Here is a 12,090-nt window from a genome sequence, read left to right as displayed (position 1 = left end):
GCCCCCGCGCCGACCACCACCGGGTCGCACACCACTGAGTCGCCCACCACCGGGCCGCCCACCACCGACACCCCCGAGACCGACACCCATGAGGAGCAGTCCTGATGTCCGACGAGCAGACCCCCGTCTCCGAACTGGGCTACGAGCAGGCCCGCGACGAGCTCATCGAGGTGGTGCGCATCCTCGAGGCCGGCGGCCAGGACCTGGACGCCTCCCTCGCCCTGTGGGAGCGGGGCGAGGAACTCGCCGCGCGGTGCACCGAGCATCTCGACGGCGCACGTGCGCGCATCGACGCGGTCCTCGGCGACGACGACGAGGGCGGCGCAGGCCGGGGCTGAGCCCGCCGCCCGGTCACGCGGGAGGGCTCACCTCCCCGCGCGGGCGATCACTGCGCGGGGAGCGGCTCCGCGTCCTGGACGGCGGCGGCGAGCGTCTCGAACTGATCCGTGGGCGCCGAGCCGGTCACGGCCACGCGGACGTCGTCGAGGTCCAGCACCCACACGGGGCGGACGTCGTCGCCGGTGAGGACCGTCCATTCCCGCCCGGCGATCGGCACCATGGTGCGCTCGGGCCGCGGGCCGCCGTTCAGTGAGCGGAACGCGTCCTCCGGTGCGTCGGACTGGACGAGCTCGACGTAGCTGCGTTCGCCGGTCACCCAGCCGACGTGGCTGGAGGTGGTGCCGGCGAAGCCCTGGACGCGGCCGGAGTTGGCGGTCCAGTCCGCGGGGACCTCGGGCGAGCGGATCGGGTACTCCAGGCTGCGGGCGTCCTGGCGCAGGGACGCGTCGGCGTCGAACTGCGGGATCTGCCCCTGCTCGGGGCCCGACGGGCTGAAGGTGCACAGTCCGGCGACACCGGCGAAGAGTCCGCAGATGACCATGAGCACCACCACCGACCAGAACATGTCGCGGTTGCCCTGCAGGATTCTCGGTTTCGCCTCGGCCACGCCTGTGAGTATCCCACCCACCCGGGGCGACTCCGGCGCGTGGGCCCCGGCCCGGTGGCGGAGGTGGAACAATGAGCGCCGACAACCCGCCGCACGCGCGTGACCCCGTCGCGCCCGCGCCCGCCTCCGAGGAGCCAGACCACCTATGTCAGACGCCAAGCGCCCCGATCGTAACCTCGCCATGGAGCTGGTCCGTGTGACCGAGGCCGCCGCTCTCGCCGCCGGGCGCTGGGTGGGCCGGGGCGACAAGAACGGTGGCGACGGTGCCGCGGTCGACGCCATGCGTGAGCTCATCTCGACCGTCGACATGGACGGCACCGTGGTGATCGGTGAGGGCGAGAAGGACGAGGCGCCCATGCTCTACAACGGCGAGAAGGTCGGCACCGGTGACGGACCGGCGGTCGACGTGGCCGTGGACCCGATCGACGGCACCCGCCTCATGGCGGAGGGTCGCCCCAACTCGATCGCCGTGATAGCGGTCGCCGAGCGCGGCGCGATGTTCGACCCGTCGGCGGTGTTCTACATGCGCAAGATCGCGGTCGGCCCGGACGCCGTCGGCCGGATCGACCTGTCCAAGTCCACCGAGTGGAACATCCGGTCGGTGGCCGAGGCCAAGAACATCGACGTCGGCGACATGACGGTGTGCGTGCTCGACCGGCCCCGCCACGCCGAGCTCATCGCCGAGATCCGTGCCGCCGGCGCCAAGGTGCGTCTCATCATGGACGGCGACGTGGCGGGCGGCGTGGCGGCGGCCTCCGACGACAGCTCGGTGGACATGCTCATGGGCATCGGCGGTACGCCGGAGGGCATCATCACCGCGTGCGCCATGAAGTGCATGGGTGGCGAGATCCAGGGCCAGCTGTGGCCGCAGGACGACGCGGAGCGGCAAAAGGTCGTCGATGCCGGCCTGGAGGTCGACGCCATCCTCGGCACGGACGACCTCGTCAAGGGCGACAACTGCTTCTTCGCCGCCACCGGCATCACCAACGGCGACATGGTCCGGGGCGTGAGCTACCGCTCCAACGGCGCCGTCACCCGGTCCCTGGTCATGCGGTCCAAGTCCGGCACGGTCCGCCACGTCGAGGGCCGTCACAAGATGGAGAAGCTCCGCGAGTTCTCGGCCGTCGACTACGGTCAGGCCGCCGACGCCCGCTGACGGCACCCGCGACCGCCGGGCCCGCGCCCCAGGTCCTCCACGGCGCGGCGGGCGCGGCCGCATTGTTCCTGCACGGCGCGGCGGGCGCGCCTACTGTGGCGGTATGGCCGATCAGACTGAATTCCGTATCGAACACGACACGATGGGCGAGGTCCGGGTCCCGGTCGACGCCCTCTGGCGTGCACAGACCCAGCGCGCCGTGGAGAACTTCCCCGTCTCGGGCCGAGGCCTCGAGCGGGCGCAGATCCGCGCGCTCGGGCTGCTCAAGTCCGCCTGCGCGACCGTCAACGGGCGCCTCGGCCTGCTCGATCGGGAGAAGGTGAACGCGATCGTCGCGGCCGCCGGCCGTATCGCCGAGGGCGAGGTCGACGATCACTTCCCCGTCGACGTGTTCCAGACGGGGTCGGGCACGAGCTCCAACATGAACACCAACGAGGTCATCGCCTCGCTCTGCGCGGCCGAGGGCGTCACGGTCCACCCGAACGACGACGTGAACATGTCGCAGTCGTCCAACGACACGTTCCCCACGGCCACGCACGTCGCCGCGACGGAGGTCGTGATCGCCGACCTCGTGCCGGCCCTCGGCGTGCTCGCCGAGTCGTTCGAGGCGAAGGCCGAGCAGTGGCGCGACGTGGTCAAGCCCGGCCGCACGCACCTCATGGACGCCGTCCCCGTCACCCTCGGTCAGGAGTTCGGCGGCTACGCCCGCCAGATCCGGGCCGGCATCGAGCGTGTCTGCGGCACCCTGCCCCGCGTGGGCGAGTTGCCGATCGGCGGCACCGCAGCGGGCACCGGGCTCAACGCCCCGGACGGGTTCGGCTCCGCCGTCGTCGAGGAACTGCGTTCCCTCACCGGTCTCGAGGAGCTCCGCCTGGCCGTGGACCCGTTCGAGGCCCAGGCCGCCCGTGACGGGCTCGTCGAGCTGTCGGGCGCACTGCGTACGGTCGCGGTCTCGCTGACCAAGATCGCCAACGACATCCGCTGGATGGGGTCGGGCCCCATGACCGGGCTCTCCGAGGTGCACCTGCCGGACCTGCAGCCGGGGTCGTCGATCATGCCCGGCAAGGTCAACCCGGTGCTGTGCGAGACGGTCGCGCAGGTCGCCGCCCAGGTCGTCGGCAACGACGCCGCGGTCGCCTGGGCCGGCGCGAGCGGCGCCTTCGAGCTCAACACCGCCATCCCCGTGATGGCCCGCAACGTGCTGGAGTCGGTCCGGATCCTGTCCACGTCGTCGACCCTGTTCGCCGAGCGGTGCATCGACGGCATCGAGCCGGACGTCGACCGCATGCGCCGTCTGGCCGAGTCCTCCCCCTCGATCGTCACGCCGCTGAACTCGGCGATCGGCTACGAGGAGGCGGCCCGCGTCGCCAAGCACGCCCTCGCCGAGGGGCTGACCATCCGCGAGGCGGTCATCGCGCTGGGCTTCGTCCCCGACCCGCTGTCCGAGGAGGAGCTCGACCGCCGTCTCGACGTCCTCGGGATGACCGGCCTCGATCGCGAGCGCTGAACCGCCACGCGCCCGCCGCGTGAAGGGCAGGGCCCGGGCGACTCCGCCCGGGCCCTGCGCCGCTGCCGTCCTCTCTCCGCTGGATTCCTCGCCCCGAGGGGCGGGCCCGGCCCCCGACCGCCCGCCTCAGGCGGCGTGGATGCGCCGCAGCGCACCGGCCGAGGCGTCCGGCTGGAACTCCTCGAGCATCGTGGTGACGAGCTCGGCGATCGCCGAGCGCTCGGACCTGCTGAGCGTGATGTGGGCGAACAGCGGGTGGCCCTTGAGCTTCTCCACCACCGCCTGAATCCCGTCGTGCCGGCCGACCCGGAGGTTGTCGCGCTGCGCCACGTCGTGGGTGAGCACGACCCTCGATCCGGTGCCCAGTCGGGACAGCACGGTGAGCAGGACGTTGCGCTCGAGCGACTGTGCCTCGTCGACGATCACGAACGAGTCGTGGAGGCTGCGGCCCCGGATGTGGGTCAGCGGCAGCACCTCGAGGATGTCGCGATCCATCACCTCGTCGATCACGTTCTCGCTGACGAGCCCTTCGAGGGTGTCGAACACGGCCTGCGACCAGGGAGACATCTTCTCCGACTCGCTGCCCGGCAGGTAGCCGAGTTCCTGACCGCCGACGGCGTACAGGGGCCGGAAGACGACGATCTTGCGATGTCGACGTCGCTCGAGCACCGATTCGAGCCCGGCGCACAGGGCGAGGGCGGACTTGCCGGTGCCGGCGCGGCCACCGAGCGAGACGATGCCGATCGACTCGTCGAGCAGGCAGTCGATCGCGATACGCTGCTCGGCCGAGCGGCCCCGCAGGCCGAAGACCTCGACGTCGCCGCGGACCAGCCTGAGGCCGCCGTCGTCGGTGACACGAGCCAACGCGGAGGACGAGTCGGTCTGCACCCGCACCCCGCAGTGGACCGGCGTCGCGGCGTCGAGGCCAGCCGCGCGGGCGGCGAGCGGTGAGACACCGCTGGTCGAGAACAGGGTGTCGACGAGCTCCTGGGTGGCGGGCAGGTCCGAGACCCCGCTGTAGCCGGTGAGGACGACGTCCTGCGCGTGGTACTCGTCCGCGGGCAGTCCCACCGAGCCCGCCTTGACGCGGAGCGGGACGTCCTTGGAGACGAGGACGGTGTCGTCGCCCTCGGCCCGCAGGTTGAGCGCACAGGCGAGGATCCGGGAGTCGTTGCCGGTGTCGCGGAACCCGGCGGGCAGGACCGACTGGTCGGTGTGGTTGAGCTCGACTCGCAGGGTGCCGCCGGTGTCGGTGACGGGCAGGTCGCCGTCGAGGCGGCCGTGGCGCAGGCGCAGGTCCTCGAGCAGCCGCAGTGCCTCGCGGGCGAAGTAGCCCAGCTCGGGGTGGTGGCGCTTGGCCTCGAGCTCCCCGATCACCGCGATGGGTAGGACCACCCGGTTCTCGGCGAAGCGGGTGACGGCCCACGGATCGGACAGCAGAACCGAGGTGTCGAGGACGTAGGTACGGACGGTGTCGGTCACGGCGCGCTCCTGGACCGCGGCACCCGCGGTCGTGTCGGGATGGACCGGTCGGCCCAGGTCGTCCTGCGACGACAGGGCCGGGTGCCGGCCCCCTCCCGATCGCGTACAACGATCATCGGCTGGGACCTCCCGACGGTCGGCTTCCCCACCGACCGTTGACGCAGACGCTACGCCGGTTTCGACTCCCGCGCGTGCCGGAATGACATCCCTGTAGTTAAGTCGGCGTGAACTCCTGCCCACCGACCTCACGCGCGTTCGAAGACCGCCGCCATGCCCTGTCCGCCGCCGAGACACATCGTCTCCAGCGCCAACCGTCCGTCTCGCCGGTCGAGTTCCCGCGCCAGGGTGGTGAGGACCCGCGTCCCGGTCGCGCCCACGGGGTGCCCGAGAGAAATTCCGGACCCGTGCACGTTGAGCCGCTCCCTGTCCGCGGTGGTGAACCCGTGGTCGGCCTCCCACTCGCGCAGGCACGCGAGCACCTGCGCGGCGAACGCCTCGTTCAGCTCGATGAGGTCGAAGTCCGCGAGGCCCAGGTCGAGCTTCCCGAGCAGCTCGGCCGTGGCCGGGACCGGGCCTATCCCCATCCGCGCGGGGTGTACGCCGGAGACCGCCCACCCCAGCGGCCGGACGAACGGGCGCAGGCCCAGCTCCTCCGCGCGACGCCGGGTCGTGACCACGCACACCGAGGCGCCGTCGTTCTCCCCCGAGGCGTTGCCGGCCGTCACCGTCGCCGCGGGGTCGACGCGCGACCGGACCGGCCGTAGCGCGGCGAGGGACTCGGCCGTGACGCCTCGTCGGGGGTGCTCGTCGGTGTCGACGACGACGAGGTCCTCCTTCCCCCGCCGGACCCGCACCGGCACGATCTCCTCGTCGAAGACCCCTGCGTCCTGCGCCGCGATCGCACGGCGTTGACTCTCGGCGGCCAGCTCGTCCTGCTCCTCCCGGGAGATCGCGTACTCGGCGCGGAGGTTCTCGGCGGTCTCCAGCATCCCGCCGGGGACGGGGTGATCGCGGCCACCGGACGTCACGCGGCCGCGGGCGATGCGGTCGATGAACTCGACCCGGTCACCGCGGACGCCCCCCGCGCAACCCGAGCGAGTAGAACTCGCTGTTCGACATCGATTCGGCACCACCGGCGATCACCACGTCACTGACCCCGACCGCGACCTGCATCGCCGCGTTCAGCACGGCCTGCAGACCCGAACCGCAGCGGCGGTCGATCTGGATCCCCGGCGTGCTGATCTCGAGGCCGGCGTCGAGCGCGGCGACCCGGCCGATCGCGGGGGCCTCGCCGTTGGGGTAGCACTGCCCGAGGATCACGTCGTCGACGTCGGCCGTGCCGAGTCCGGTGCGCCCGAGCAGGCCCGTGATCGCGGCCGCGGCCAGGTCGGCGGCCTGCAGTGGCGCGAACGCGCCGTGCCTGCGCCCGACCGCCGTGCGTACCGGCTCGCAGACCACGACGTCGGCCAGGGCCTCGGTCATCCGTGGGTTCACCGCGCGTCCTCCCGCCTGCGGTCCGTCACTCGACCATGAGGCGGATGGCCTCGGCGACCACCGCCGGCCGGTCGCCACCCTCGATCTCGACCGTCACGAGAGTGGTGAGCTGGGCGCCCGAGGGCTTGCGGTCGAGTGAGGTCAGTTCGACGCCTGCCCGGATCCGGGATCCCACCGGGACGGGCGCGGGGAACCGGACCTTGCCGAGCCCGTAGTTGATCATCATCGAGAACCCGCGGATGTCCATGGCCTGGTTTCCGAGCACCGGCAACAGCGACAGGGTGAGGTAACCGTGGGCGATGGTGGTGCCGTAGGGCCCCTCCGCCGCCCGCGCGGGGTCGACGTGGATCCACTGGTGATCCCCGGTCGCGTCGGCGAACGCGTCAACGCGCTCCTGCGTGATCTCCATCCACTCGCTGTAGCCGATGTGCTGGCCGACGGCCGCCTCGACCTGGTCCAGTCCCTCGAACACCTTCATATCCGTCCTCTCCTCACCCCAGGCCGCCTCGCGCCACCAACTGCGAGGCGATGACGTTGCGCTGGATCTCGTTGGTCCCCTCGCCGACGATCATCAGCGGGGCGTCCCGGAAGTACCGCTCGATGTCGAACTCGGTCGAGTAGCCGTACCCGCCGTGGATGCGGACCGCGTCCAGCGCGATCTGCATCGCCGCCTCGGAGGCGAACAGCTTGGCCATGCCCGCCTCCATGTCGCAGCGCTCGCCGGCGTCGTACTTCTCCGCGGCGAACAGGGTGAGTTGCCGGGCGGCCGTGAGGGTCGTGGCCATGTTCGCCAGATGGTGGCCGACGGCCTGGTGCTTCCAGATCGGCTGACCGAACGACTCCCGCGACTGCGCATAGGCCAGCGAGTCCTCGAGCGCCGCCGCCGCGACGCCGAGCGCCCGGCTGGCGACCTGGATGCGGCCCGTCTCGAGGCCCTTCATCATCTGGGCGAAGCCGCGGCCCGGCTCGCCGCCGAGCACGCGGTCCGCGGGTGTCCGGTACCCATCGAACGCAAGCTCGCAGGTCTCGACGCCCTTGTAGCCGAGCTTGGGCAGGTCGCGGGAGACCGTCAACCCGGGGCCGTGCTCCACCAACACGATCGACATCCCCCGGTGCCGCGGGGTCGCCTCCGGATCGGTCTTGCACAGCAGTGCGATGAGGCCGGAGCGACGGGCGTTGGTGATGAACGTCTTGGCGCCGGTGATGACCAGCTCGTTCCCGTCGGTGCGGGCGACCGTCGACATGTTCTGCAGGTCGGACCCTCCGCCCGGTTCGGTGAGCGCCATCGTCGCCCGTATCTCGCCGGTCGCCAGACGGGGGAGGTAGGTCCGCTTCTGCTCCTCGGTCCCGAACTGCGCCAGGAGCGTGGCCACCACGGTGTGACCGCCCATCGCCCCGGCCAACGACATCCACCCGCGGGCCAGCTCCTCGGTGAGCCGGACGTAGCACGGCATGGAGACCGGCATGCCGCCGTACTCCTCCGGCACCGCGAGCCCGTAGATCCCGATCTGCTTCATCTGCTCGATCCAGCGCTCCGGGTAGGTGTCCGCGTGCTCCACCTCGAGCACCGACGGCTTGACCTCACGGTCGATGAACCGCCGGACCGTGGCAACGAGGTAGGACTCTTCGTCGTTCAGCTCCGGCACCTGTCCACCTCGTCGTCGTCCCATCACCGCGGTCACCACGCCACCCGCCGCCGGCGGCGGCGCCCCCGCCATCCTCCCCACCCACGCCGCTATAGTCAATAATCATGCGCATCGATTACGCGGGCGGGCCGTACTTCGACGATCTCGAGCGCGGCATGGTCTTCGACCGGGCGCCGGCGCTCACCCTCACCGACGGCATGGCCGCGGCCCACCAGGCCGTCCTCGGTGACCGCCTCCGCCTCCCCCTCGACCGTCAGCTGGGCGCCGCGGTCACCGGCGGCACCGTCGCCCACCCCGGCCTCGTCACCGACGTCGCGATAGGCCAGTCGACCGTCGTGACGCAGCGCGTCAAGGCCAACCTGTTCTACCGAGGGCTGCGGTTCCACCGCCACCCGCACCTCGGCGACACACTCGCCACTCGCACCGAGGTGGTCGGCCTCAAGCGCAACACCCCGCGCCCGGGCCGCCCGGCCACCGGGCTGGCGGCGTTGCGGATGACCACCACCGACCAGCTCGGTCGGACCGTCCTGGACTTCCACCGTTGCGCCATGCTCCCCCTGTCCCCCGACGTCGACCCCGAGCGCGTCGACCACGCCGACGACCTGTCGGCGATCGGCACCGCCGACCCCGGCCCGTGGACCGCGCCCGACGGGTGGGACGTGGCGGCTTATCGCAACGCGGTGCCCGGTGCCGGCGACCCACTCCCCGCGCCCGGCACCGTCCTGGGGTCGAGCGCGGACGTCGTCACCGGCGCCCCCGAGCTCGCCCGGCTCACGCTCAACATCGCCGAGACCCACCACGACGAGCGGGTGTCCGGTGGCCGGCGGCTCGTCTACGGCGGACACACGATCGGCCTCGCGCTGTCCCAGGCCACGCGAGCCCTCCCGGCGATGCTGACGGTGCTCGGGTGGCGGTCCTGTGATCACACCGGTCCCGTGCGCGAGGGCGACACCCTGTCCAGCGAGTTGGAGGTGGGAACCGCCGCACCGCTGCGGGGCGGCGGCACCGCACTCGATCTACGCGCACGGGTGCGGGCTCACCGACCCGACGGCGACGCGGACGTCCTGGACTGGGCCTTCACGGTCCTCATGCCGTGAATGCAGGATGATGGTGCACATGGATACGACAGGCGATGCGCAGCGCGCGCCCGGCGGGGTCTCGCGTCCGCAGAAGACGGCGCTACTGGTGGCGAAGCGGATCGTCGAGGACATCGCCCGGCGCGGCAACACCGTCGGTGACCGGTTGCCGCCCGAGCACCTCATGCTGGAGGAGTACGGCGTCGGCCGGGGCACGCTGCGGGAGTCCCTGCGGTACCTGGAGCTCCAAGGGGCGATCACCCTCAAGCCCGGGCCGGGTGGCGGCCCGATCGTCCAGCAGCCGGACGGCGGGACGCTCGCCGCCGCGTTGAGCCTGCTCATGCAATTCGAGAACGCCCCGTTCTCCACGATCATGGAGGCGAGGGCGGCGATGGAGCCGTCGATCGCGAGACTCGCCGCCGGGCGCATGAGCCGCGAGGCGCTGGAGGAGCTCCGCCTCAACGTCGAGGCCACGCGCGAGGGGGCCGAGGAGGGTGAGTACTTCACCGAGGACTCGGAGCGGTTCCACGCCCTCATCGCGTGGGGGTCGGGCAACGTCCTGTTCGGATATCTCTTCGACGCGCTGCTCGGGATCCTGGCGGGCGCATCCATGGGGGTGGCCTACCCGAAGCGACAGCGCGACCACACGTGCGCGATCCACGAGGACATCTACCGGGCGATCGCCGACCGCGACGCCGTGGCGGCCCACGACCTCATGGCGCAGCACATCACGGACCACCACCACTATCTGAAGAAGAAGTTCCGCGCGGCGTTGGAGCAGCCGATCCGCTGGGACCTCGCCTGGTGACGAGCACGGCGCGGTGTCAGATGTGCCGACCGCCGGTGATCTCCAGGACCGTGCCGGTCATGTAGCTCGACATGTCGCTGGCGAGGAACAGCACCACCTGCGCGACCTCGCTCGGTTCGGCGGCCCTCCCCATGGGGATCTCGGCCATCTTCTCCTCCCAGATGTGCTCGGGCATCGCGAGCGTCATCGCGGTCCGGATGAGCCCCGGCTGAACGGCGTTGACGCGCACGCCCGCGAAGGCAACCTCCTTGGCCGCGGCCTTGGTCAGTCCGACGATCCCGGCCTTGGCCGCCGAGTAGTTGGTCTGGCCCACCAGCCCGACCTTCCCGGAGATCGAGGAGATGTTGACGATCGCCCCGCCCCCGTGGCCGCGCATGCGCCCCGCCGCCGCGCGGGTGCCGTTCCAGGTTCCCTTGAGGTGGATGGCGATGATGTCGTCGAACTGCTCCTCGGTCATCTTGCGCATCGTGGCGTCGCGGGTGACCCCGGCGTTGTTGACGAACACCCCGAGCGGCCCGAACGCCTCCTCGGCGACGTCGATCATCGCCTCGACCGCGGCGCCGTCCCGCACGTCGCAGTGCACGTACCGTGCGTGGTCCTCGCCCCCCAGGTCGGCTACCGCCGCGGCGCCGGCCTCGTCGTCGATGTCCCCGACCACCACCCGGGCCCCGTTCGCGATGAACGTCCGGGCGATCTCCAGCCCGATCCCGCGCGCGGCCCCCGTGACGACCGCGGTCCGACCCTCGAGCAGTCCCATCATGTGTCCCCTTCGTCCAGTGCCCCGGCCAGCTCGGCCAGGATCGCCTCGGTGTGTTCGCCCAGCGCCGGCACGCGTCCCATCGGCAGTTCGACGTCCGAGAACGTCATCGGCGGCAGCAGTCCGCGGACCGGACCGGCCGGGGTCTCCACCTCGCGCCAGCGGTTTCGGGCCTCGAGCTGCGGGTGCTCGACCAGCCCGGCGACGTCGTTGAGCCGCGCCGCCGGCACACCGAACCGATCAAGTCGGTCGGCCAGCTCCACCGAGTCGAACTCCCGGGTGAGCGATCCGATCAACGCGTCCACCTTCGCCCTCCGGGCCACCCGCGCGATGTTCGTGGCGTATCTCTCGTCGTCGACGAGATCCGGTCTGCCCAGTACGTCGCGCACCAGCGCGGCCCACCCCCGGTCGTTCTGGACCCCGATCATGACCTGCCCGTCGCGGGTCGGGAACGCGTCGTACGGGCAGATCGAGGCGTGGGACAGTCCCATCCGGCCGACCTGCCGCCCGGCGTACATCCGGATGTACAGGGGGTGCCCCATCCACTCGGCGGTGGCCTCGAACATGGACACCTCGATCGTGGCGCCAAGCCCCGTCCGCTCTCGGCGGAACAGTGCGGCCTGGATCGCCGAGAGCGCGTACAGCCCCGTGGCGATATCGGAGACCGGGACGCCGGTCTTGGTGGCGGTCTCGGGCGTGCCGGTGATCGAGCACAGTCCGGACTCGGCCTGCACGAGCATGTCGTAGGCCTTGCGGTCGCGGTACGGCCCGTCGCCGCCGTAGCCGGAGATGGTGACGACGACGAGGTCCGCTCTGCGCTCGCGCAACTCGGTCGCCCCGAGGCCGAGTCGGCCCATCGCCCCGGGTGCCAGGTTGCTGATGACGACGTCCGCTCGGTCGATCAGCGCGTCCGCGACCCTCCGGCCGCGGCCGGAGGCCAGGTCGAGCTCGATCGACTCCTTGCCCCGGTTTAACCAGATGAAGTGCGACGCCTGCCCGTGGACGGTGTCGTCGTAGGCCCGGGCGAAATCACCCTCGCCCTCCCGCTCGATCTTGATCACGCGTGCCCCGAGGTCGGCCAGGTGTCGGGTCGCCAGCGGCGCGGCGACGGCCTGTTCGACCGCGACCACGGTGAGCCCGGCGAGCGGGAGCGGATCCGCGGCGTCACCGCCCGCATGCGGGTCGCCCGCGCCACCCGCCGCGCGCGAGCCACCCACC

Annotated in this window: 11 protein-coding genes and 1 pseudogene; 5 read left to right on the top strand and 7 right to left on the bottom strand. The window is 71.6% G+C overall.

Annotation, left to right across the window (positions count from 1 at the left end):
- Positions 1-104 precede the first annotated feature (104 nt).
- Positions 105-338: an exodeoxyribonuclease VII small subunit gene (locus G6030_RS05540; protein ID WP_182642458.1), complete on the top strand. Its 234-nt coding sequence runs from the start codon at positions 105-107 to the stop codon at positions 336-338.
- A 47-nt stretch (positions 339-385) separates the two neighbouring features.
- Here the strand turns inward: G6030_RS05540 and G6030_RS05535 are convergent, their stop codons facing one another.
- A complete protein-coding gene (locus G6030_RS05535) occupies positions 386-946 on the bottom strand; it encodes a DUF4245 domain-containing protein (protein WP_061227597.1) in 561 nt (186 codons plus the stop codon).
- A gap of 145 nt (positions 947-1,091) precedes the next feature.
- Between G6030_RS05535 and glpX the strand changes: the two genes are divergently transcribed.
- Together glpX and G6030_RS05525 are read left to right on the top strand one after the other, a co-directional pair.
- The gene (glpX, locus tag G6030_RS05530; protein ID WP_182642457.1) at positions 1,092-2,102 is read left to right on the top strand and encodes a class II fructose-bisphosphatase; all 1,011 of its coding nucleotides are present in this window, start codon (positions 1,092-1,094) and stop codon (positions 2,100-2,102) included.
- A 103-nt stretch (positions 2,103-2,205) separates the two neighbouring features.
- Positions 2,206-3,609, top strand: a complete 1,404-nt coding sequence (locus G6030_RS05525; RefSeq protein ID WP_043567947.1) for a class II fumarate hydratase — start codon at positions 2,206-2,208, stop codon at positions 3,607-3,609.
- Positions 3,610-3,735: 126 nt separating this feature from the next.
- Here G6030_RS05525 and G6030_RS05520 read toward each other — a convergent pair whose 3' ends face one another.
- The 4 genes and pseudogenes from G6030_RS05520 to G6030_RS05505 form a co-directional block, all read right to left on the bottom strand.
- The gene (locus G6030_RS05520; protein WP_182642456.1) at positions 3,736-5,091 is read right to left on the bottom strand and encodes a PhoH family protein; all 1,356 of its coding nucleotides are present in this window, start codon (positions 5,089-5,091) and stop codon (positions 3,736-3,738) included.
- A 245-nt stretch (positions 5,092-5,336) separates the two neighbouring features.
- Positions 5,337-6,561, bottom strand: a pseudogene (locus tag G6030_RS05515) (acetyl-CoA C-acetyltransferase).
- A gap of 49 nt (positions 6,562-6,610) precedes the next feature.
- A complete protein-coding gene (locus tag G6030_RS05510; RefSeq protein WP_182642455.1) occupies positions 6,611-7,063 on the bottom strand; it encodes a MaoC family dehydratase in 453 nt (150 codons plus the stop codon).
- 13 nt (positions 7,064-7,076) lie between these two features.
- Positions 7,077-8,231, bottom strand: a complete 1,155-nt coding sequence (locus G6030_RS05505) for an acyl-CoA dehydrogenase family protein (RefSeq protein WP_182642454.1) — start codon at positions 8,229-8,231, stop codon at positions 7,077-7,079.
- 104 nt (positions 8,232-8,335) lie between these two features.
- On the opposite strand from G6030_RS05505, the gene G6030_RS05500 reads away from it, so the two are divergent.
- Positions 8,336-9,328, top strand: a complete 993-nt coding sequence (locus G6030_RS05500; protein WP_182642453.1) for a MaoC family dehydratase — start codon at positions 8,336-8,338, stop codon at positions 9,326-9,328.
- A gap of 19 nt (positions 9,329-9,347) precedes the next feature.
- Positions 9,348-10,115, top strand: a complete 768-nt coding sequence (locus G6030_RS05495) for an FCD domain-containing protein (protein WP_063972111.1) — start codon at positions 9,348-9,350, stop codon at positions 10,113-10,115.
- A gap of 16 nt (positions 10,116-10,131) precedes the next feature.
- Here the strand turns inward: G6030_RS05495 and fabG are convergent, their stop codons facing one another.
- The gene (gene fabG / locus G6030_RS05490; RefSeq protein WP_182642452.1) at positions 10,132-10,872 is read right to left on the bottom strand and encodes a 3-oxoacyl-ACP reductase FabG; all 741 of its coding nucleotides are present in this window, start codon (positions 10,870-10,872) and stop codon (positions 10,132-10,134) included.
- On the bottom strand, positions 10,872-12,002 hold the full coding sequence (locus tag G6030_RS05485; RefSeq protein WP_347238590.1) for a CaiB/BaiF CoA-transferase family protein: 1,131 nt from the start codon (positions 12,000-12,002) through the stop codon (positions 10,872-10,874). Before G6030_RS05485 ends, fabG begins: the two co-directional genes overlap by 1 nt.
- Positions 12,003-12,090: the final 88 nt, after the last annotated feature.

Source organism: Dietzia sp. E1 (assembly GCF_014145015.1).
GTDB lineage: Bacteria > Actinomycetota > Actinomycetes > Mycobacteriales > Mycobacteriaceae > Dietzia > Dietzia cinnamea_A.
Note: the sequence above shows the minus strand (reverse complement) of the source record. Positions and strands in the feature narration are given on the sequence as shown.

What these genes read in the sequence shown, in the direction of transcription:
- G6030_RS05540 (WP_182642458.1), top strand. Translation starts at nt 105, where the DNA reads ATGTCCGACGAGCAGACCCCCGTCTCCGAACTGGGCTACGAGCAGGCC.
- glpX (WP_182642457.1), top strand. Translation starts at nt 1,092, where the DNA reads ATGTCAGACGCCAAGCGCCCCGATCGTAACCTCGCCATGGAGCTGGTC.
- G6030_RS05525 (WP_043567947.1), top strand. Translation starts at nt 2,206, where the DNA reads ATGGCCGATCAGACTGAATTCCGTATCGAACACGACACGATGGGCGAG.
- G6030_RS05510 (WP_182642455.1), bottom strand. Translation starts at nt 7,063, where the DNA reads ATGAAGGTGTTCGAGGGACTGGACCAGGTCGAGGCGGCCGTCGGCCAG.
- G6030_RS05500 (WP_182642453.1), top strand. Translation starts at nt 8,336, where the DNA reads ATGCGCATCGATTACGCGGGCGGGCCGTACTTCGACGATCTCGAGCGC.
- G6030_RS05495 (WP_063972111.1), top strand. Translation starts at nt 9,348, where the DNA reads ATGGATACGACAGGCGATGCGCAGCGCGCGCCCGGCGGGGTCTCGCGT.
- fabG (WP_182642452.1), bottom strand. Translation starts at nt 10,872, where the DNA reads ATGGGACTGCTCGAGGGTCGGACCGCGGTCGTCACGGGGGCCGCGCGC.